We start from the raw sequence: 20,015 nt of genomic DNA on the forward strand, positions 1-20,015 counted from the left end.
ATGGTTTTCATTTAGATGCGGCCGGGTGGGTCGTCCGGGACATCAGGACGACGCGACTTCGAGACCGCGCTGCGCCACCACCGGCGCATCCGGATGCCGCCACAGCCCACGCGCGGCCAGCCGCGGCAACACGCCCTCACCGAACCAGTACGCCTCCTCCAGATGCGGATATCCGGAGAGCACGAACTCATCGATGCCGAGGTCGTGGTATTCGAGAATGCGCTCGGCCACCTCCTCGTGACTGCCGACCAGCGCCGTGCCCGCGCCGCCGCGCACCAGTCCGATGCCCGCCCACAGATTCGGGTAGATCTCCAGCGCGTCGCTGGCGCCCGCGTGCAGCGCGAGCATTCGGCGCTGCCCCTCGGATTCGCTGCGCGCCAACGATTTCTGGATATCGGCGACGGCCGCCGGATCGAAACCGGCCAGCAGCCGGTTCGCCTCGGCCCAGGCCAGTTCCGAGGTGTCGCGGGTGATCATATGCAGTCGGATACCGAAACGCACGGTGCGGCCCGCACGGTGGGCCAGTTCGGTGATCCAGGCGATCTTCTCGGCAACCTGCGCGGGCGGCTCACCCCAGGTCAGGTAGACATCGGAGTGCGCGGCCGCGACGGTGCCCGCGATCGGCGAGGAACCGCCGAAGTACACCTCGGGCACCGGATTCGGCACCCGGGCCAGTTTTGCGTGGGCGATGTGGATGTGCTCGCCGGTCAGGCTTACGGTGTCGCCCGCCCAGAGTTTGCGCACCACCTCGAGGAATTCGCCGGTGCGCACATAGCGGGCGTCCTTGTCGAGGAAGTCGACATAGGCGCGCTGCTCGGTGGACTCACCGCCGGTCACCACATTGATCAGCAGGCGGCCACCGCTCTGGCGCTGGAAGGTGCTGGCCATCTGCGCGGCCAGCGTCGGCGAGATGAATCCGGGCCGCAGGGCCACCAGGAACTTCACCGGAATGGCGAGGTCGGTGCGGCCGCTGAGTAGGGTCTGGGGTGTGAAATTGCTGCCGCTTGTGCCCGACGGGCAGACTCCGGTTCGTGTCCTCACCATTGCCGGAACCGACTCCGGGGGCGGCGCGGGTATTCAGGCCGATTCGCGGACCATGGCCCTGTGCGGCGTGCACGCGTGTGTGGCGGTGGCCGCGGTGACGGTGCAGAACTCGGTCGGGGTGAGCGGGTTCCATGAGATTCCGCCGCAGATCGTGGCCGATCAGGTGCGTTCGGTGGTCGGGGATATCGGGGTCGGGGCGGCCAAGACCGGGATGTTGGCCTCGACGGCCATTATCGAATCCGTCGCGGCGGTCTGCCAGGAGGTGGGGATCGGGCGGAACCGCACGCCCCTGGTGGTCGATCCCGTCGCGGCGTCCATGCACGGTGATGCGCTGCTGCACGCGGAGGCGCTGGATGCGGTGCGGCATACGCTGATTCCGCTGGCCACGGTGGTGACACCGAATCTCGACGAGGTGCGGCTGATCACCGGCATCGAGGTCACCGATGACGCCTCGGCGCGGCGCGCCGCGCGGGCGCTGCACGAGCTCGGGGCGCAGTGGGCGGTCGTCAAGGGCGGACATCTGCGATCCTCCGAGGTCAGCACCGATCTGCTCTTCGATGGCGATCAATTTCTGGAGTTCACCGCGCCGCGGATCAGCACCGGGAACGACCACGGCGGTGGGGACACCCTGGCCGCCGCCATTGCGTGCGCACTCGCCAATGGTTACTCAGTGCCCGACGCGGTCGCGTTCGCCAAGGACTGGACCTACCGGTGTCTGGCCGCGTCCTACGATCTCGGTGCAGGTCACGGGCCTGTTTCCCCGCTCTGGCGGCTGTCGGCGAGCTAGCGCCGAAACTTGTCGGTGGGTGGGTACATACTCGAGGTATCGCAGCCACCGTGGGCCGCAACGGAGCGGTTCAGTGAGAACAATGGGGTTCGATGTGGCTGTGGAAGCCGACCGCCACTGGCGCGCCCGCGGTCGGCGCCACCGGTGGTGCGCACATCACTCGCTGGAAAACGCAAGGTGCAGTGGCAGATCCGCGTCCATGCTGATGCCGTTCAATCGCGCGTTGGCCTCGGCCAATGCGGAGATGATCTCGGCCAGATAGGCGACGAACTTCTCGATCGGCATCCCATGCGCCTGTAGTCGGTTCGCGCCGAGCCACCAGTCGGTGGCCGAGGCCACCGCGCCGAAAATGGAATAGTTGACCAATTCGACGCTGGACACCTCGACGGAACTGTCCGCGAGCAATCCGGTGAACAGATCGGCCGCCCGCCTGGCCGACTGGCGAGCCGACTGCAGCGCGCGCTCGGAATCATCGGCGCGCCGGGTGAAGTGGCTGTGCAGCATGAAGCGGAAGACATTCGGATGCTCGGTCACCACGAGCACATATTCGGCCGCGCCACGCCGGATCACCTCGCGCGCTGAATCATTGGTCAGGTCGACACTGGCGACGATCCGCTCCCACAGCATGTCACCGACCCGGTCGACAATGGCGTTATAGAGATCGGTCTTATCCTCGAAGTGCCGATACAGCTTGGGTTTGGCCGCACCGGCCTCCTTCGCGATATCGCCCATGCTGACCTCGGGCCCGAACGTGTCGAGCGCCCGAAACGCCGCATCGACGAAATCCGCCCGAACCTTGCGCCGATGCTCCCGCCACCGCTCGGTCCGAGCATCCACCCGCTCAGGCGGCACCTCACCCACGCCCCGCCCACTACGTATCACACCCCCGACGGTACCAACACCCCACCCGACCTCGGCCAACTCGGTCGAACCGCAACCGCACCAGCCTCCTTCAGAGTTCGACAAGCGCCGGGAGCCCCCTCCACCACAGCAATCCTGGACCGATGATCACCATGCGCTCACGCAGGCAAACGTCGAGAGCACACCCGCACCAGCGCATTCTCGAGGCCGGGTGGGGGTTTGCTGGAGTGGCAAGAAAGTTGGGTGTTGGGGGTGGTGGGGGGAGATTATGCGGTCGGGGTGGTTGTGGCACGGGGCGATTTGGATAGGAGATCGACGGATGGGCGACGGGGCTGGATTGCAGACTGGTCGGGAATTTTGGGAGGAGTTTTATCAGGATCGGGATCAGGTTTGGACTGGGAATCCCAATCCGTTGTTGGTGCGGGAGGTTGTCGGGCTTGCGGTGGGGACTGCCCTGGATCTCGGGTGTGGTGAGGGGGGTGACGCTGTGTGGTTGGCACGAAACGGGTGGCGGGTTACGGCGGTCGATGTGTCTGCGACGGCGTTGCGGCGGGCGGGGGCGCATGCCGCTGAGGCGGGGGTCGCGGATCGGATCGTGTTCGCGGAACATGATCTGGCGCAGTCGTTTCCGGAGGGGGAGTTCGATTTGGTTTCGGCGCAGTTCTTTCATTCACCGGTTGCGCAGGGGGACGAGCGGGCGAAGATTTTGCGGCGGGCCGCTGAGGCGGTGGCCGTTGGCGGGGTGCTGTTGATTGGGTTGCATGCGGGGTGGCCATCGTTTATGGAGCATCGGCATGACGTGCACTTTCCGACGATGGATGAGGTACTGGATGGACTCGCATTCGACGGAGATGAGTGGCGGGTGGAGACTGCGGATGAGGTCGAGCGGGTGGCGACCGGGCCGGAGGGGCAGGTCGGCACCCGCTCCGACACGATCTTGCGGATCCGCAGGCTCCGGTAGGCAATAGTCCCCAGGAACCTCACAGCCAGGGCCCAGCTGGGCTCCAGCGCGGTTGGCGAGGGTGGTCACCATGACCGAATCGACGACCGCCGCGCACCGGGCGGATATGACCGAAACGGTGATCACGCCCGTGCTGGACGTCGTGATCCCTGTCTATAACGAAGAGGCCGACCTGGGCATTTGCGTGCGGCGGCTGCACGCCTACCTGCGCGACGGGTTTCCGTTCCCGACCCGGATCACCGTTGCCGACAATGCGAGCACCGATGACACCATGCAGGTCGCGCAACTGCTCGCCGATGAGCTCGACGATGTGCGGGTGGTGCATCTGGACGCGAAGGGCCGGGGCCGCGCACTGCGCGCGGTGTGGGAGCACTCCGACGCGCAGGTCGTCGCCTATATGGATGTGGATCTGTCCACGGATCTGAATGCGCTGCTGCCCCTGGTGGCTCCGCTGATCTCGGGACATTCGGATCTGGCGATCGGCACCCGGCTCGACGCGTCGTCGCGGGTGGTTCGCGGTCCGAAGCGGGAGTTCATCTCGCGGTGCTACAACCTGATCCTGAAAGCCTCACTGCAGGCGCGGTTTTCGGATGCGCAGTGCGGATTCAAGGCGATGCGCACCGATGTCGCGCGCCAGCTGCTGCCGCTGGTGCAGGACGGTGAATGGTTCTTCGATACCGAGCTCCTGGTGCTCGCCGAGCGTGCGGGCCTGCGCATTCACGAGGTGCCGGTCGACTGGATCGATGATCCGGACAGCCGCGTGGATATCGTCGATACGGCACGCAAGGACCTGCTCGGGGTGTGGCGGCTGCTGCGCGGACTGACGACCGGTGCGCTGCCGCTGGAGGAACTGCGGCGCGCGGTCGGACGCGAACCACTGGTTCCCGGTGTGCCTTTGGGGATGGTCGGGCAGGTCGTTCGGTTCGCGATAGTCGGCGTGATTTCCACGCTCGCCTATATGCTGCTGTACCTGGTGTTGCAGCCGATGACCGGTGCGCAGGTCGCGAACTTCCTCGCACTGCTCATCACCGCGATCGGCAATACCGCCGCCAATCGCGCCTTCACCTTCGGAGTGCGTGGGTCGACCGGCGTGGTGTCGCATCAATTCCAAGGGCTGCTGATATTCGGCTTCGGCCTGCTGGTCACCAGCGGATCGTTGTTCGCCCTGCATCGCTGGGCCCCGGATGCGGCCGTTCACCTGGAGCTGTTCGTCCTGGTGGCGGCCAATCTGATCGCAACCCTCATCCGATTCGTCGGTCTGCGTTGGGTATTCCGAAACCCCACCGGCGGGGTCGAAACCCGAACGATCGCACCGGATGGGGTCACCCAGCCGATGCTGCGCGCGACGAAGACGACCATTGATGGAGTTCGCCGATGACAGCGACGCTGACGCCACCGACTGCGGCGACCCTGCCGGAACCACAACCGAAGCAGCAGATCCGCTGGGAATACCCGGCATTGGCCACACTCCTGATCGGCACCGGTATCGCCTACCTGTGCAACCTCAGCGCCAACGGCTATGCGAACTCCTTCTATTCCGCTGCGGTACAGGCGGGTTCGAAGTCCTGGAAGGCCTTCTTCTTCGGCTCCTCGGACGCGGCCAACTCGATCACCGTCGACAAACCACCGGCCTCGCTCTGGCTGATGGAACTGTCGGTACGGGTGTTCGGGCTGAATTCCTGGAGCATCCTGGTCCCTGAGGTGCTGCTCGCCATCGCCTCGGTGGCACTGGTGTGGGCGACGATGCGCAGGCCCTTCGGCCCGGCGGCCGGGCTCATCGCCGGACTCGTGCTCGCGCTGACTCCCGTCGCGGTGCTGATGTTCCGGTTCAACAACCCGGATGCGCTGCTGGTATTCCTGATGGTCGCGGCGGCCTGGGCGATGACGAGGGCGGTCGAGGACGGGCGCATCCGCTGGCTGGTGCTCACCGGTGTCTTCATCGGATTCGGGTTCCTCACCAAGCAATTGCAGGTGCTGCTGGTGGTGCCCGCGCTGGCGCTGACCTATCTCATCGCCGGTCCGCCCAAACTCGGCAAACGCATTCTGCACCTGCTCGCGGCGGGCGCGGCCATGCTGGTCTCGGCCGGCTGGTGGCTGCTCGCGGTCGAGCTGTGGCCGGCATCGTCGCGGCCGTGGATCGGTGGGTCGCAGCATAATTCGATCCTCGAACTCACCCTGGGCTACAACGGGCTCGGCCGGTTGAACGGCAATGAGCACGGCAGCGTCACCCCCGGCCGGGGCGATATGCCGCCCGGTGGCGGGGGCATGTGGGGCAGCACCGGGATCACCCGGCTGTTCGAACCCGCACAGGGCGGTCAGATCGCCTGGCTGATCCCGGCCGCACTGGTCGCACTGGTTGCGGGAATCCTGCTGCGCGGCAAGGCCACTCGCACCGATGGGCAGCGTGCGTCGCTGATCCTGTGGGGCGGCTGGGTGCTGGTGACCGGACTGACCTTCAGCTTCATGGCGGGCATCTTCCACCAGTACTACACGGTGGCGCTGGCCCCGGCGATCGCGGCATTGGTCGGCATCGGCGCGGTCCAACTGTGGCAGCAGCGGCATCGGCTGTGGGTCCGGTTGTTCGCGGCACTCACGGTCGGCCTGACCACCGCGACCTCCTGGATGCTGCTGTCGCGCGACTCGCACTTCGTGCCGTGGTTGCGCTGGACGATGCTGGTGGTCGGCGTGCTCGCGACCATCGCGGTGCTCTTGCCCGCACCGCGCAAGCTGGCTCTGGTCGCGGCACTGGCCGCCGCCTTCGCCGGATTGTCCGGGCCCGTCGCGTATTCCGCCCAGACCATTGCGACCTCGCACGAGGGCGCCATCCCGTCGGCGGGACCGAATGTCGGAATGTTCGGTCATCGACCCGGCGAAGGCGGCTTCGGCGGGCCGGGCGGCCTGCCAGATGGACGAAATGGCAATGGACGCAATATGAATGGCGCGCGGGGCATGAATGGTGCAATGGGCACTCCGCCCGGCGGCGCCGACCTGCCGCCCGGCGGCACCAATGACCCTGCGGGCCAGGGTGGTCCGATGATGGGCGGCCCCGCCGGTGGGCTGCTCGGCGCGAGCAAGCCGAGCGATAAGGTCGTCGCACTGCTGGAAAACCATGGCACCGACTACACCTGGGTCGCCGCCGCCAGCGGCTCCAATAGCGCCGCCGGATTCCAGCTGGCCACCCAACTGCCCGTCATGCCGGTCGGCGGCTTCAATGGCAGCGATCCGTCGCCGACGCTGGATCAGTTCAAAGCGTTTGTCGCCGACGGGAAGATCCACTACTTCATCGGCAGCGGCAACCGCGGCGGCGAAGACGGCGGCTTCGGTCCCGGTCGGTCCGGCACCAGCGCCGAGATCAGCAAGTGGGTGCAAGAGCATTTCACCGCGACGGAGGTCGACGGCGTCACCCTCTACGACCTGACCACCGCCCACTGATCCACTGCATAAGGTGATCCGCCCGGTGCGTGCGCACCGGGCGGATCGGTTTCGGCGGCTCGGACACCACATCGGAGTCGCCGAAGCTCGGGCTACTTCGCCGCGGACTCGGTCGCATCGAGCCATTCCGCGAAGGTCGGGCCCGCGAGGACCGCGTGCGGACCGGCGAGCAGGGTGCCGTCCTCGAAGATCTCGCGGTCGGCGTTGTCCGGGTCGCTCACCTCGCGGACCTCGGCCGGAGTGCCGCGGCGAGCGGCCAGCAGCGCAGCCGCACCCGCCATGGTCTCCGCACGTGGACCCGCGATTTCCGGGACCGGGCCAGCCGAGGACTCCGGCAGCGGATTCACCGCGAGATCCACCAGCGCCTCCGCGACCGAACGAGCCGCAACCAGTTGGGTTTTCATATTCGCGACGTAGGAAACGTCGCCCTGGGTGCCCCACTGCATCATCACCTCGACCAGTTCATGGAACTGGGCGGCGCGCAGGATCTGTACCGGCAGTGGACCTTCGAGCAGCACCTTCTCGTGGACGAGCTTGGCGGCGTTGTAACCGGCGACGGTGTCGTCGATGCCGATGATGGAGACCACGACCAAGCGCTCGACACCGGCCTTCTGGCCCGCCTCGTGCAGGTTCTTCGCCGAAGCGGTGAAGAATTCGGTGGCAATGTCCTTATCCGCGGACGGCGTGCTGGACGCGTCGATGACAACCTGCACCCCTTCGAGCGCTTCTACGAGTCCTGCACCGGTTTCGATATCGACACCGTTGGCCCGGGAGAAGGCGACCACCTCATGTCCCTGCTCGTTCAGCACCTCCACCACGTGGCGGCCCAGCCGTCCGGTCGCTCCGGCCACTGCGATCTTCTTGGTGTTCGACATGATTCCCGCTCCTGGTTCGTTGCGTTGTTTCGCGTTCACAGAGACGACGGAGCAGGATGGGCGAGTGTGACATGCCCTCGCGGACAGGCTTCCTCGAAATCCTCTTAATGAGGCTTTCACGCGAAACTCTTTCGCACGCCGCGAACTCCGGCAATGATGAAGTCCCGCGCGGGACTCTGCGGTCGGAATCCGCGATCAGGTCACGCGCCAACTCCGAGCCATCAGGACAACTGTGAGAAGCATTTCGAGATTCGCCTTAACCGTCATCGGCGCACTGGTCGCCATCGCGCTCACCGTCGGATTCGCCGCCAACGCATCGGCGGAACCGGTCGAATCGCCAGCGCCCGCCGCACCGGTGGCCTCGTCGGAGCCGATCGCCGCGGCATCCGAACCGGCCCCGCAGGCGAGCCTGATCAACGGCTGCCTGGCGCCCGGCGACAGCATCGAGCTCAGGACGGCACTCGGCGGCCTGCTCGGTGCCACCATCGGCGGCATCGCGGGCCTGCCCATCTTCCTTTTCGGCGCGATTCCCGGAGTGATCATCGGCGGCCTGCTCGGCGTCCTCATCGGTTCCTCCTCCTATGCGGTCGATGAGGGGCACGCGCAGCAGCAAGGTCTGTGCTAGTCACGAAAATGGTTGTGTAACAGCGTGTTAGCGTGCAGGCATGAGCTCGACCACCGATCGATTCATTGACGCCGTCTTCGATTTCGAGCGCGCGGTGCACGCGCAGGACCCGCAGGAACAGCAACAGGCTCATATGGAGATGCACCGCCTGTACCAATCGGCGACTCCACAAGAGCTCGCACAGGGCGGAAAGCGGCTCGCCGACCTGTTGACCGATGTGCAGCTGGGACCGCGGGCGAGTATCGCGGTCCTCATCGGCGCGTGCGTCGAGGGTGGTGCGGATCCGGTGCCATGTGCACCCCAGGTACTCGGCAACCTCGCGAAAACACTCGACAGCGCCAAGGAATTCGCCGAAATGTGGGCGGCGGCCGATGCCGGCGACGCACCCGACCCGGAACAGGTCGAGCTGGACCCGGAGCTGTTCGAGGTCTTCGGATTCGACCAGACGCTGTCGTGGTGGACGCTGGACGACTGGAACCGCGCGGGTCTGGCCATGTTGCAGCACAAGTCGGTGCGGCAGAAGTTCGGACAGGCGGGGCGCGACATCATCCGCGAGCGTCACGATGCGCTGGGCGAGATCTCCGCACGGTGGGACAAGTGCCTCGGATACGCGCTGATCGTGCTGGACGACGAGCCGCTCATCGCGCTGCACCGCGAGACCGGCACCGGTTACGCGATGCGAATGACCGGCATCGGTGACAACTTCCAACTGCACACCCTGCTCGCCGATGCGCTCATCGGCGGTGGGCATATTCCCGGCGAAGCACCAACGGCGGAGGCGGTCGCCATGTGCCGCGATATGCCGGGCATGGTGCACACCACCGGATCATTCAATCTGGTCGCGCCGGACGGCTCCTGGATCTGGAACGAGGGCACGCCCTCCGATATCCCGGTGATCGACGGCACCCGCCTGCTGATCCTGGATCCGCCGCCGTACCAGCGCAATTGGCCAGCGGGCCGGTTCTTCCCGAATATGCTGGGCGATCTGACGCTGGAGCGGGTACTGACTCCCGAGGAGGCGGCCAGCTGGTTCCGGCACGTATCACCGGACAAGGGCCCAGTCGAGGATTAGCTCGACACCCCCCACCGATAAACGCTCGAGCCGTCGCTTGACGCACCTCGCGGCTCTGCGCCGGTTCGATCAGCCCACATGCGGGCGTATGTCCGCCTGAGCCGATGCCTCGGACCGGGTACCACCGAGACGTTAGGCTCGCGGCATGAGCGAGGCTGTCGACTGGTCATGGCTGCGTACGCCGATCCCGATTGTCGACATGACCATGTACCTGGACATGCCCGAGGACATAGCCCGCACCCTCGAGATTCGCGATGGCATGATCGTGCATCGCGAATCCCCGTCGCCGAACCACGTCGCGATCAGCGACAACATCAAGGGAGCACTGCGCGAGGCGGTATCCAAGCGTTCCCGTGACATGCCCTGTTTGCGGGCCAGTGGTGAACTCGACATGTTGGTTTCCGAGGTTCCTTTTCATTACAAGCGGCCGGATGCGATTGTGTACCGCTGCATCGATGAGCCGCGGGGCAAGTGGAAGACGAAGCCGACAGCGTCGGACACGCTGTTGGTTGTCGAGGTCGTGTCCCCGAATACGGTGACGGCCGATCTGGTCGAAAAGCGCGCGGAGTACGCGCGGCTGGGAATCCCCTGTTACTGGATCGTGCGCATGGTGCAGGACGATGGGCCCGCGACATCGATCGAGATGCTGAGACTCACCACCGATGGCACCTACGTCCGGGAGAACATGTCGCTGCGGGCTCGCGGTGACGCGGTAGCGGTCGATGTTGCCGACCCACTTGACGTGGCGATCAGCTGGAATCAGCTCGATGTCGGCCTGGACTGATATCGGATAGTCATTCCGACGGCGACCCACAGTGACCGATGTTCGTCGTGTGCGGGATTGCCGCAGCCATATCCGCGTACACGAGGGTGGGTGTCAAAACCGACGGATCACCGCGGTGCGTTCAATGCGGTGTGTAGTGTTGCCGCCCACTGCGAAATGATCTGCTTGCGGCGGGCCGAGTCATCGGTCAGCACATCGGCCAGGCCGAGCCCGCGGGCCAGATCGAGGGTGGCCTGGACGAGGTGGTGGGCAACGGGGTCGGAGTCGTCCACCCCGAGCGCCTCCACCGCACGCCGATGCGAGATGCGACCGAATTTGGCTTCCAGCGGCACGATTCGCTCCCGCAGCGCCGGATCGGCCGCCGCATGCGTCCATACCTGCAGCGCCGCCTTGAACAGCGGACTGGTGTAGGACTCGACCAACCCGGCCACCACCGCCTCGGTGCGGCCGATCCCTTCGTCCATGGCGGTCACCACCCTGCCCTCGTCCACGGCGTGCTGGGTGCGGCTGTCGAACATGTACTCGAGTGCGGCGGTGATCAGATCTTCCCTGGTCGGAAAGTGATGCTGAGCCGCACCACGCGACACCCCCGCCCGTTCCGCGACGACCGCGACCGTGGCCGACGCCCAGCCCATTTCGGCCAGGCATTCGATGGTCGCCTCGAGCAGGCGCTGCCGGGTGGCTCGGCTGCGGTCCTGCTTGGGTTCGTGGGGTGTGACCATGGGCGCTATTCTGCCCAGCTCGGAGGACGGCGCTGCAAGAAGGCCGCCATGCCCTCGTGCACCTCAGGAGTGCCGAAGAAGCTCGCCGAGCGGGTGGCCAGCTCCTCCGCAGAGCTGTCGAACTCGGCCAGGATGGCCGCGTTGACCAGCCGCTTGGCCTCGGCGAGGCCCTGCGGTGAGCCCTTGCGCAGCTCCGCACACAGCCGGGCCACCTCCGCTACCGGATCGTCGGCGGTGACCGTGACCAGGCCGATCTGCTCGGCGATATCCGCGCCGAACTTCTCACCGGTCAGGTAGTACCGGCTGGCCGCGCGCGAGCTGAGCCGCGGCAGCAGGGTCAGCGAAATCATGAACGGCGCCAACCCGATTCGCACCTCGGTGAGCGCGAAACTGCTGCCGGGACCGGCCACGACGATGTCGCAAGCGGCGACGATACCCATACCGCCCGCGCGCACATTGCCCTCGATTCGGGCAATGATCGGCTTGGGTGTTTCGACGATTCTGCGCAGTACACCGATCATCACGCGGGTGCGCTCATCGGCGGCCACCGCCGGATCGGCATTGCTGGCTTCGCTGAGGTCGGCGCCCGCGCAGAAGGTATTGCCGGTGTGCGCGAGCACGATGCCGCGCACGGCGGGGTCGGCCGCGGCATCATCGAGACCTTGCAGCAGCTCGGTCACCAATCGCGAGGAGAGCGCATTGCGGTTGTGCGGTGAGTCGAGTGTGAGCGTCGCGAAGCCATTGGCGATCTCGTACCGCACATACGGCGCGGTGGATGTCTCGGGCATCGAACCTCCTATAGAGTGGCCGCCCCCGCCCTCGTCGCCCGGAGTCGGGACGAGGGCGAGAGTGTCAGTAGGACTTGGGCAGGCCCAGCGAGTACTGGGCGACGAAATTCAGCACCATCTCGCGGCTGACCGGGGCGATGCGACCGATGCGGGCGGCGGCGAGCATGGCGGCCAGGCCGTACTCCTTGGTGAGGCCAGCGCCGCCATGAGTCTGGATCGCCTGATCGAGCGCCTTGATACTGGCTTCCGCCGCAGCGTATTTCGCCATATTCGCGGCCTCGGCGGCACCCATCTCATCGCCAGCGTCGTACAGGGTCGCGGCCTTCTGCATCATCAGCTTGGCCAACTCCACCTCGACCTTCACCGCCGCGAGCGGATGCGAAATGCCCTGGTGCGCACCGATCGGCGTCTTCCACACCGTGCGTTCCCTGGCGTACTCGACGGCGCGTTCGATGGCATAGCGGCCCAGGCCCACGGCCATGGCCGCACCCATGATCCGCTCCGGGTTGAGACCGGCGAACAGTTGCATCAGCGCGGCATCTTCCTTGCCGACCAACGCATCCGACGGCAGCCGCACGTCATCGAGGAACAGGGTGAACTGGTGGTCCGGCTCGATAATGTCCATTTCCTGCGGCGTCTTGACGAAGCCGGGGGTATCGGTCGGCACGATGAACAGCGCGGGCTTGAGCTTGCCGGTCTTGTGATCCTCGGTGCGGGAGACGATCAGCACCGCCTCGGCCTGGTCGACGCCGGAAATGAAGATCTTGCGGCCGTTGAGGATCCAGTCCTCGCCGTCACGGCGCGCGGTGGTGGTGATCTGATGTGAATTCGAGCCGGCGTCCGGTTCGGTAATGCCGAAGACCATCTTGCCGCTGCCGTCGGCGAGTTTGGGCAGCCACTGCTGCTTCTGCTCGTCGGTGCCGTATTTGGTGATGATGGTCCCGCAGATGGCCGGTGAGACCACCATCAACAGCAGGCCCGCGCCCTGGGCGGACAGCTCCTCCATGACCAGCGAGAGCTCGTACATGCCCGCGCCACCGCCGCCGTACTCCTCGGGCAGATTCACCCCGAGGAAGCCGAGTTTGCCTGCCTCATCCCACAATTCGGTGAGCGGTTCGTGCTTGCGCGCCTTCGGCAGCACATAATCGCGGTAGCTGTACTTCGCGGCGAGCGCGGCCACCGCGGCCCGCAGCGCCTTCTGCTCGTCGGTTTCGATGAAGCTCATTGGTTCTCCTGGATTTCGGTGGGATCGACGACGGCGAGTAGGGCGCCGACATCGACCTGCTGGCCGACAGTGACATTGAGGGCACTGAGCACACCTGCGGCGGGCGCGGAGATGGTGTGCTCCATCTTCATCGCCTCCAGCCACAGAATCGGCTGGCCCTGTTCGACGGCGCTGCCGACCTCGGCGCCGATCCGGATCACGCTGCCCGGCATGGGCGCGAGCAGCGAACCGTATGCGACCTGATCGGCCGGATCGCTGAAGCGCGGCTGCCTGCGCACCGAGACCGGTCCGAGCGGCGAATCGACGCAGACCAGATCCCCGTAGCGGGCGATATCGAATTGCCGACGCACCAGTCCGCGTTCGCCCGGAACCGCGAGCACAACCCGGTCGGGTCCGGCTGCTACCAGTTCGAGGCCGTCGTGACCGTCCACCGTGACGCCGGTGCGGGTGAAGCGGTAGCCGATGTCATGTGTTCCGCTGGTACGGCTTTCATACGACTTGTGCAGCGACTGCGACGGCAGGTTCCGCCAGCCCGCGGGCAATCCCGCACCGACCCGCGCCGCCTTGCGATTCGCCGCGGCATCCGCGAGTGCGGCGGCCACGATCGACAGCGATTCGTCGGCCGCCGAGACCAGCGGCGCGGACAGCGCGTCCAATCCGTGGGTGTCGAAGAAGGCGGTATCGGTGTCTCCGGCGAGGAATGCCGGGTGGCGCAGCACCCGGACCAGCAGATCGCGATTGGTGACCAGACCGTGAATCCTGGCACGCTGCAATGCCGTTGCCAGCAGGCGTGCGGCCTCGGCGCGCGTCTCGGCGTAGGAGATGACCTTCGCGAGCATCGGGTCGTAGTGCACCCCGACAACCGAACCGTCGACCACACCGGTGTCCAGTCGCACCCCCGGCCGGTCGAGCATGTCGAATTCGGTGAGCACCGATGGGATTTCGAGCCGATGCACCGTGCCGCTCTGCGGCTGCCACTCGTGCGCCGGATCCTCGGCATAGAGCCGGACCTCGATCGAGTGTCCACGCAGCGGCGGCGGGCTGGCGGCCAGGGCACCGCCCGCCGCGACCTCCAGCTGCGCGCGCACCAGATCCAGTCCGGTCGTGCATTCGGTGACCGGATGTTCCACCTGCAGACGGGTATTCATCTCCAAGAAGAAGAATTCGCCCGCCTCGTCGGCGAGGAATTCCACGGTTCCGGCACCGGTGTAGCCGATCGCACCGGCGGCCAGCTTGGCGGCCTCGAACAGCCGCTCCCGCATGCTCTGTCCATCGGCCATGCGCGCGGGCCCTGCGTGCGCGTGTACACCTTGCGGGGTACCGCTTTGACGGCCCCCGCCGCGTGCCTCCGGGCCTGACGCGCGCATGGCGTCGATCCGCTCCACCAGCGGCGACGGCGCCTCCTCTAGCACCTTCTGATGGCGGCGCTGGATCGAGCACTCACGCTCGCCGACCGCCCAGATGGTGCCGTGGGTATCGGCCATGACCTGGACCTCGATATGTCTGCCGGTCTCCAGGTACCGCTCGCAGAACACCGTCGGATCGCCGAAGGCGGATTCGGCTTCCCGGCGCGCGGCCGCGATCTGGGATTCCAGATCGGCGAGGTCGCGCACCACGCGCATGCCGCGACCGCCACCACCGGCGGAGGCCTTGATAAGCACCGGCAGATGCGCGGGGGTGACCTCGGCCGGATCGAGTTCGGCGAGCACCGGAACACCGGCGGCGTCCATCATCTTCTTCGAGGCGACCTTCGAGCCCATCTGCTCGATGGCCTCCACCGGCGGGCCGATCCACACCAGTCCGGCCGCCTGCACCGAACGTGCGAATTCGGCATTCTCGGAAAGGAATCCGTAACCCGGGTGGATGGCATCGGCACCGGTGGCCAGGGCCGCCTCGATGATCAGCTCGCCGCGCAGATATGTCTCCGCCGGAGTGCTTCCCGGCAGGCGCACCGCCGCATCGGCCTCCGCGACGTGCGGTGCCGCGGCATCCGCGTCGGAGTAGACCGCGACCGTGCCGATACCCATGCGGCGGCAGGTGGCGAATATCCGGCGGGCGATCTCACCCCGGTTGGCGACCAGAACATTGCTAAGCCCACCCGCCACCCGGCCACCGCCCCTCACCGAATCGCTACGCGATGCTGTCATTGTTCGGCCCTTCACATCCGGAAGACGCCGAAGCCCTCGGCGCCCTTGACTGGGGCATTGTGGATGGCGGACAAGGCCATTCCCAATACCGTGCGGGTATCGCGGGGATCGATCACGCCGTCGTCGTAGAGCCGCCCCGACATGAACATCGGCAGCGATTCGGCCTCGATCTGCGCCTCCACCATCGCGCGCATCCCGGCATCGGCCTCCTCGTTGAACGCAATACCCTTGGCCTCCGCGGCTGCCCGGCCCACGATCGAGATCACTCCGGCCAGCTGCGCGCCGCCCATAACGGCGGATTTCGCACTGGGCCAGGCAAAAACGAACCGCGGGTCGTAGGCGCGACCGCACATGCCGTAGTGCCCCGCACCGTAGGACGCGCCCATCAGCAGCGAAATATGCGGCACCTTCGAATTCGAGACCGCATTGATCATCATCGCGCCGTGCTTGATGATGCCCTTCTGCTCGAATTCCTTACCGACCATGTAACCGGTGGTGTTGTGCAGGAACAGCAGTGGCGTATTCGATTGGTTGGCGAGCTGGATGAACTGGGTCGCCTTCTGCGACTCCTCCGAGAACAGCACACCGCGCGCATTGGCCAGAATGCCGACCGGATAGCCGTGCAGTTCTGCCCATCCGGTGACCAGACTGCCGCCGTAGAGCGGTTTGAACTCGTCGAAATCCGAACCGTCGACAACGCGGGCGATCACCTCGCGCGGGTCGAACGGAATCTTCAGATCGGATGGAACAATGCCGAGCAGCTCTTCCTGATCGTAGCGCGGTTCGATCACCTCGGCGCGGGGCGCGGGCCCCTGCTTCTTCCAGTTCAGCCGCTTGATAATGGAGCGGCCGATGCGAATCGCGTCCTGTTCGTCGACCGCCAGGTAATCGGCCAGACCCGAGACGCGCGCATGCATATCCGCGCCGCCCAGCGATTCGTCATCGGACTCCTCGCCGGTGGCCATCTTGACCAGCGGCGGTCCGCCGAGGAATACCTTGGAGCGCTCCTTGATCATGACCGTGTAGTCCGACATACCCGGGACATATGCGCCACCGGCGGTGGAGTTGCCGAAAACCAAGGCGACGGTGGGGATTCCGGCCGCGGACGCCCGGGTGAGATCCCGGAACATCCGCCCGCCGGGCACGAAGACTTCCTTCTGCGTCGGCAGATCCGCGCCGCCGGATTCGACCAGGCCGATCACCGGTAGTCGGTTCTGCATGACGATATCGTTCATGCGCAGGTTTTTGCGCAGTGTCCACGGATTCGAGGTGCCGCCGCGCACGGTCGGATCCGGTGCGACGATCATGCATTCGACGCCCTCGACAATGCCGATTCCGCACACCACGCTGGCACCGACATGAAAGTCGCTGCCCCATGCGGCCAGTGGGCACAGCTCCAGGAACGGCGAATCCTCGTCGATGAGCAATTCGATGCGTTCGCGCGCGGTCAGCTTGCCGCGCTTGCGGTGCCGGGCCAGTTTATCCGGGCCGCCGCCCGCGATGGCCTTGGCGAATTCGGCCTCGACCTCATCGAGTTTGGCGGTCATGGCCGCGGCCGCGGCCGCGTACTCCGGCGACGCGGTATCGAGCGTGGTTCGTAATGTCGTCAAGACTGGTACCCCAATCGTTTCGCGGCCAAGCCGGTGAGGATTTCGGTAGTGCCGCCGCCGATGCCGAGAATGCGGATATCGCGGTACTGCCGCTCGACCTCGGATTCGCTCATATAACCGAGGCCGCCGAAGAGCTGCACGGCCTGGTTGACCACCCATTCGCCGGCCTCGACGGCGGTGTTCTTGGCGAAGCACACCTCGGCGATCAGATCGGTTTCCCCAGCTGCGCTGCGCCGCACCACATCTCGGGTGTAGACCCGGGCCACATCGATGCGGCGGGCCATTTCGGTCACCGTATTCTGCACGGCCTGCCTGCTGATCAGCGGGCGGCCGAAGGTCTCTCGATTGCGCACCCATTCCAGGGTCAGATCCAGACAGCGCTGCGCTTGCGAATACGCCTGCACTGCGAGGCCGACGCGCTCGCTGACGAAGGCACCCGCGATCTGATAGAAACCGGAATTCTCGGCGCCGACCAGATTCTCCACCGGCACCCGGACATCCACGTAGGACAGTTCGGCGGTATCGGAGGCGCGCCAGCCCATCTTGTCGAGCTTGCGGCTGACGGTGAATCCCGGCGTGCCCTTCTCCACCACCAGCAGCGAAATCCCGCCGGAACCAGGGCCACCCGTGCGCACCGCGGTCACCACGAAATCTGCTCGCACACCCGAGGTGATGTAGGTCTTGGCGCCATTGACGATGTAGTGGTCGCCATCGCGGCGCGCGGTCGTGGTGAGATGGCCGACATCGGAACCGCCACCCGGTTCGGTAATGGCGAGCGAACCGATCTTTTCCCCGGCCAGGGTCGGGCGCGCGAAGCGTTCGATCAGATCCGCATTGCCCGAGGCGACAATGTGCGGCACCGCGATACCGCAGGTGAACAGGGAGGCGAACAGACCACCGGAACAACCGGCCTGGTGCATCTCCTCGCAAACGATCATGGCGTCGATGCCGTCACCGCCGGAACCGCCTGCGGATTCCGGGAATTGGATGCCGAGCAGGCCGAGGGCTCCGGCCTTCTTGTGCAGTTCGCGCGGAATCTCACCATTGCGCTCCCAGTCGTCGAGATACGGGAGGACTTCCCGCTCGGCGAAACCTCGTACAGTCGAGCGCAATTCGCGACGCTCTGGCGTATTCCACGAATCCCCATCCGTCGCCCGGCCACCGCCCCCGGTCGAATCGCTTCGCGATACTGAATTCATAACAACTCCAACGGGATATCGATATAACGCGAGCGCAGCCATTCGCCGAGCCCCTTGGCCTGCGGATCGAATCGGGCCTGATAGGCCACCCCCTGTCCGAGCAGACCTTCGATAATGAAGTTCACGGCACGCAGATTCGGCAGCACATGCCGGGTGACGGTCAGCTGCGCGGCCTCGGGCAGCAATTGTTTGACCCGCTCGACCGTTAGCGCATGCGCCAGCCAGCGCCACTGTTCATCGGTGCGCACCCACACGCCGATATTGGCATTGCCGCCCTTGTCGCCACTGCGCGCCAGTGCGATCGTGCCGAGCGGGACGCGGCGAGTTTCGCTGGCGGGCAACGGTTCCGGCAGCTCGGGTGCGGCGACCTCGGCCAATTCCCGGGTATCCGATGCTGGCTCGATATCGACGCGGGTGCCCTGCGGCAGCACCGCCGCATGCGGCACCTCGGCGGCGTCGACGAATCCCGGTGTATACACACCGTACGGCGATCCATTGCCGGGCAGACTGGTGAAGTTGGTCCCCGGATAACTGGCCAACGCCAACTCGACCGCGACATTGGAGAAGCCACGACCGACCTTGTTCGGATCCGGATCGCGAACCACACAGCGCAGCAGGGCACTGGCCTGCTCCTCGGTTTCGGCATCCGGCCGGTCCAGTCGCGCCAGCGTCCAGGTCAGCTCGGCGGGCCGCACGGGCAGCCAAGACTCCAGCTGTCGTTGTGCGAGTGCGGCTTTCGCCTCGATATCGAGTCCGGTGAGGACGAACTCCATTTCATTGCGGAAGCCGCCGAGCGTATTGAGGGAGACCTTCAGCTGCGGCGGCGGCGCTTCGCCGGTCACACCGCCGATCAGCACCCGATCGGGGCCGTCCGAACTCAGCTCGATACTGTCCAGCCGCGCGGTGACATCGGGCCCCGCGTAACGCGCGCCCTGGATCTCGTACATCAGCTGCGCCGCAACGGTATCCACGGTGACCGCACCGCCGGTGCCCTGATGTTTGGTGATGACACTGCTGCCGTCCCTGCGCACCTCGGCGATCGGGAAGCCGGGGCGGCCCAGATCGGCCAATTCGGTGAAGAACGCGAAATTGCCGCCGGTGGCCTGGGTGCCGCATTCGATGACATGTCCGGCCACCACCGCACCGGCCAACTGGTCGTAATCGGTTCGCCCCCAACCGAAATGGGCGGCGGCGGGGCCGACGATCACCGAGGCGTCGGTGACCCGTCCGGTGACCACGATATCCGCGCCCGCGTTCAGACATTCGACAATGCCCCAGGCACCGAGGTAGGCATTGGCGGTGAGCGGCGCACCGAGGCCGAGTTCGCCTGCCCGGCCGAGCAGGTCGTCCCCCTCGACATGGGCGATCTTGGCGTCCATGCCGAGATCCGCGGCGACCTTGCGCAGCTTCTCCGCCAACCCGGCCGGATTGAGCCCACCGGCATTGGTGACGATCTGGACATTGCGTTCCAGCGCCAGCCCGAGACAGTCCTCGATCTGCCGGACGAAGGTCTTGGCATAGCCGAGGCTCGGATCCTTCATCCGGTCGCGGCCGAGGATCAGCATGGTCAACTCGGCGAGATAGTCCCCGGTGAGCACATCGAGCTGCCCGCCATCGAGCATCTCCCGCATGGCGCTGAGCCGATCACCGTAGAACCCGGAACAGTTGCCGATTCGGATCAGCTCCGGATCGGCGGCCAGCATACTCATCAGCTGGAAGGCCCTCCTGTGCGGCGAACCGTCCCGGCGCGCCGCGTTGCGCCGCCGGTGGAGTCCGCGTTCCCGGGTCCAGCATCACACTCGATCCAGAAAAAAGCAAGCACGCGTGCTTGTTAATTGGCCAGACCAGACACTGCACTCAGGGCAGCAGCCGTACACAACAGC

Annotated in this window: 17 protein-coding genes; 7 read left to right on the plus strand and 10 right to left on the minus strand. The window is 66.0% G+C overall.

Annotated elements, in window-relative coordinates; translation table 11 throughout:
- Positions 1-42 precede the first annotated feature (42 nt).
- Positions 43-1,044, minus strand: coding sequence for an LLM class flavin-dependent oxidoreductase (locus ACWEO2_RS08625; RefSeq protein WP_452404751.1), 1,002 nt, complete (start codon positions 1,042-1,044; stop codon positions 43-45).
- Between ACWEO2_RS08625 and thiD the strand changes: the two genes are divergently transcribed.
- Positions 989-1,831 carry a bifunctional hydroxymethylpyrimidine kinase/phosphomethylpyrimidine kinase gene (gene thiD, locus ACWEO2_RS08630; protein ID WP_452404752.1) on the plus strand — a complete coding sequence of 281 codons (843 nt, stop codon included), beginning with the start codon at positions 989-991 and terminating at the stop codon, positions 1,829-1,831. The two genes, ACWEO2_RS08625 and thiD, sit on opposite strands and share 56 nt — an antisense overlap.
- A 156-nt stretch (positions 1,832-1,987) precedes the next feature.
- Here the strand turns inward: thiD and ACWEO2_RS08635 are convergent, their stop codons facing one another.
- Positions 1,988-2,713 carry a TetR/AcrR family transcriptional regulator gene (locus tag ACWEO2_RS08635; RefSeq protein WP_452404753.1) on the minus strand — a complete coding sequence of 242 codons (726 nt, stop codon included), beginning with the start codon at positions 2,711-2,713 and terminating at the stop codon, positions 1,988-1,990.
- 298 nt (positions 2,714-3,011) lie between these two features.
- Here ACWEO2_RS08635 and ACWEO2_RS08640 point away from each other — a divergent pair, with 298 nt between their 5' ends.
- From ACWEO2_RS08640 to ACWEO2_RS08650, 3 genes are all read left to right on the plus strand, one after another.
- Positions 3,012-3,653, plus strand: coding sequence for an SAM-dependent methyltransferase (locus ACWEO2_RS08640; protein ID WP_452404754.1), 642 nt, complete (start codon positions 3,012-3,014; stop codon positions 3,651-3,653).
- Positions 3,654-3,723: 70 nt separating this feature from the next.
- Positions 3,724-5,031, plus strand: a complete 1,308-nt coding sequence (locus ACWEO2_RS08645; protein ID WP_452404755.1) for a glycosyltransferase — start codon at positions 3,724-3,726, stop codon at positions 5,029-5,031.
- The gene (locus ACWEO2_RS08650; protein ID WP_452404756.1) at positions 5,028-7,085 is read left to right on the plus strand and encodes a glycosyltransferase family 39 protein; all 2,058 of its coding nucleotides are present in this window, start codon (positions 5,028-5,030) and stop codon (positions 7,083-7,085) included. The genes ACWEO2_RS08645 and ACWEO2_RS08650 overlap by 4 nt, the downstream gene beginning before the upstream one ends.
- 92 nt (positions 7,086-7,177) lie before the next feature.
- On the opposite strand, the gene ACWEO2_RS08655 is transcribed toward ACWEO2_RS08650, so the two are convergent.
- The gene (locus ACWEO2_RS08655) at positions 7,178-7,960 is read right to left on the minus strand and encodes an SDR family oxidoreductase (protein ID WP_452404757.1); all 783 of its coding nucleotides are present in this window, start codon (positions 7,958-7,960) and stop codon (positions 7,178-7,180) included.
- Positions 7,961-8,192: 232 nt separating this feature from the next.
- On the opposite strand from ACWEO2_RS08655, the gene ACWEO2_RS08660 reads away from it, so the two are divergent.
- From ACWEO2_RS08660 to ACWEO2_RS08670, 3 genes are all read left to right on the plus strand, one after another.
- Positions 8,193-8,585 (plus strand): hypothetical protein, encoded by a 393-nt coding sequence (locus tag ACWEO2_RS08660; RefSeq protein ID WP_452404758.1) that lies wholly within the window; start codon positions 8,193-8,195, stop codon positions 8,583-8,585.
- 40 nt (positions 8,586-8,625) lie between these two features.
- Positions 8,626-9,657: a hypothetical protein gene (locus ACWEO2_RS08665; protein WP_452404759.1), complete on the plus strand. Its 1,032-nt coding sequence runs from the start codon at positions 8,626-8,628 to the stop codon at positions 9,655-9,657.
- A gap of 145 nt (positions 9,658-9,802) precedes the next feature.
- Positions 9,803-10,441 carry a Uma2 family endonuclease gene (locus tag ACWEO2_RS08670; protein WP_452404760.1) on the plus strand — a complete coding sequence of 213 codons (639 nt, stop codon included), beginning with the start codon at positions 9,803-9,805 and terminating at the stop codon, positions 10,439-10,441.
- 107 nt (positions 10,442-10,548) lie between these two features.
- On the opposite strand, the gene ACWEO2_RS08675 is transcribed toward ACWEO2_RS08670, so the two are convergent.
- The 7 genes from ACWEO2_RS08675 to ACWEO2_RS08705 all read right to left on the minus strand — a co-directional run bounded on the left by ACWEO2_RS08675 (position 10,549) and on the right by ACWEO2_RS08705 (position 19,841).
- The gene (locus ACWEO2_RS08675; RefSeq protein ID WP_452404761.1) at positions 10,549-11,163 is read right to left on the minus strand and encodes a TetR/AcrR family transcriptional regulator; all 615 of its coding nucleotides are present in this window, start codon (positions 11,161-11,163) and stop codon (positions 10,549-10,551) included.
- 5 nt (positions 11,164-11,168) lie between these two features.
- On the minus strand, positions 11,169-11,951 hold the full coding sequence (locus tag ACWEO2_RS08680; RefSeq protein WP_452404762.1) for an enoyl-CoA hydratase family protein: 783 nt from the start codon (positions 11,949-11,951) through the stop codon (positions 11,169-11,171).
- 64 nt (positions 11,952-12,015) lie between these two features.
- Complete coding sequence (locus tag ACWEO2_RS08685) at positions 12,016-13,176, minus strand: acyl-CoA dehydrogenase family protein (RefSeq protein WP_452404763.1); 1,161 nt, start codon at positions 13,174-13,176, stop codon at positions 12,016-12,018.
- Positions 13,173-15,323: an ATP-binding protein gene (locus ACWEO2_RS08690; RefSeq protein WP_452404764.1), complete on the minus strand. Its 2,151-nt coding sequence runs from the start codon at positions 15,321-15,323 to the stop codon at positions 13,173-13,175. The genes ACWEO2_RS08685 and ACWEO2_RS08690 overlap by 4 nt, the downstream gene beginning before the upstream one ends.
- 11 nt (positions 15,324-15,334) lie before the next feature.
- A complete protein-coding gene (locus ACWEO2_RS08695) occupies positions 15,335-16,933 on the minus strand; it encodes an acyl-CoA carboxylase subunit beta (RefSeq protein ID WP_452404765.1) in 1,599 nt (532 codons plus the stop codon).
- Positions 16,930-18,132 carry an acyl-CoA dehydrogenase family protein gene (locus ACWEO2_RS08700; protein ID WP_452404766.1) on the minus strand — a complete coding sequence of 401 codons (1,203 nt, stop codon included), beginning with the start codon at positions 18,130-18,132 and terminating at the stop codon, positions 16,930-16,932. The genes ACWEO2_RS08695 and ACWEO2_RS08700 overlap by 4 nt, the downstream gene beginning before the upstream one ends.
- Positions 18,129-19,841 (minus strand): acyclic terpene utilization AtuA family protein, encoded by a 1,713-nt coding sequence (locus ACWEO2_RS08705; protein ID WP_452404767.1) that lies wholly within the window; start codon positions 19,839-19,841, stop codon positions 18,129-18,131. The genes ACWEO2_RS08700 and ACWEO2_RS08705 overlap by 4 nt, the downstream gene beginning before the upstream one ends.
- Positions 19,842-20,015 lie beyond the last annotated feature (174 nt).

The sequence above is a fragment of the Nocardia sp. NPDC004278 genome (genome assembly GCF_053602975.1).

Coding starts and splice junctions, on each gene's coding strand:
- ACWEO2_RS08690 (WP_452404764.1), bottom strand. CDS start 15,323: ATGACAGCATCGCGTAGCGATTCGGTGAGGGGCGGTGGCCGGGTGGCG.
- ACWEO2_RS08670 (WP_452404760.1), top strand. CDS start 9,803: ATGAGCGAGGCTGTCGACTGGTCATGGCTGCGTACGCCGATCCCGATT.
- ACWEO2_RS08680 (WP_452404762.1), bottom strand. CDS start 11,951: ATGCCCGAGACATCCACCGCGCCGTATGTGCGGTACGAGATCGCCAAT.
- ACWEO2_RS08705 (WP_452404767.1), bottom strand. CDS start 19,841: ATGAGTATGCTGGCCGCCGATCCGGAGCTGATCCGAATCGGCAACTGT.
- ACWEO2_RS08675 (WP_452404761.1), bottom strand. CDS start 11,163: ATGGTCACACCCCACGAACCCAAGCAGGACCGCAGCCGAGCCACCCGG.
- ACWEO2_RS08650 (WP_452404756.1), top strand. CDS start 5,028: ATGACAGCGACGCTGACGCCACCGACTGCGGCGACCCTGCCGGAACCA.
- ACWEO2_RS08700 (WP_452404766.1), bottom strand. CDS start 18,132: ATGAATTCAGTATCGCGAAGCGATTCGACCGGGGGCGGTGGCCGGGCG.
- ACWEO2_RS08665 (WP_452404759.1), top strand. CDS start 8,626: ATGAGCTCGACCACCGATCGATTCATTGACGCCGTCTTCGATTTCGAG.
- ACWEO2_RS08625 (WP_452404751.1), bottom strand. CDS start 1,044: ATGGTGAGGACACGAACCGGAGTCTGCCCGTCGGGCACAAGCGGCAGC.
- ACWEO2_RS08640 (WP_452404754.1), top strand. CDS start 3,012: ATGGGCGACGGGGCTGGATTGCAGACTGGTCGGGAATTTTGGGAGGAG.
- ACWEO2_RS08655 (WP_452404757.1), bottom strand. CDS start 7,960: ATGTCGAACACCAAGAAGATCGCAGTGGCCGGAGCGACCGGACGGCTG.
- ACWEO2_RS08645 (WP_452404755.1), top strand. CDS start 3,724: ATGACCGAATCGACGACCGCCGCGCACCGGGCGGATATGACCGAAACG.
- ACWEO2_RS08685 (WP_452404763.1), bottom strand. CDS start 13,176: ATGAGCTTCATCGAAACCGACGAGCAGAAGGCGCTGCGGGCCGCGGTG.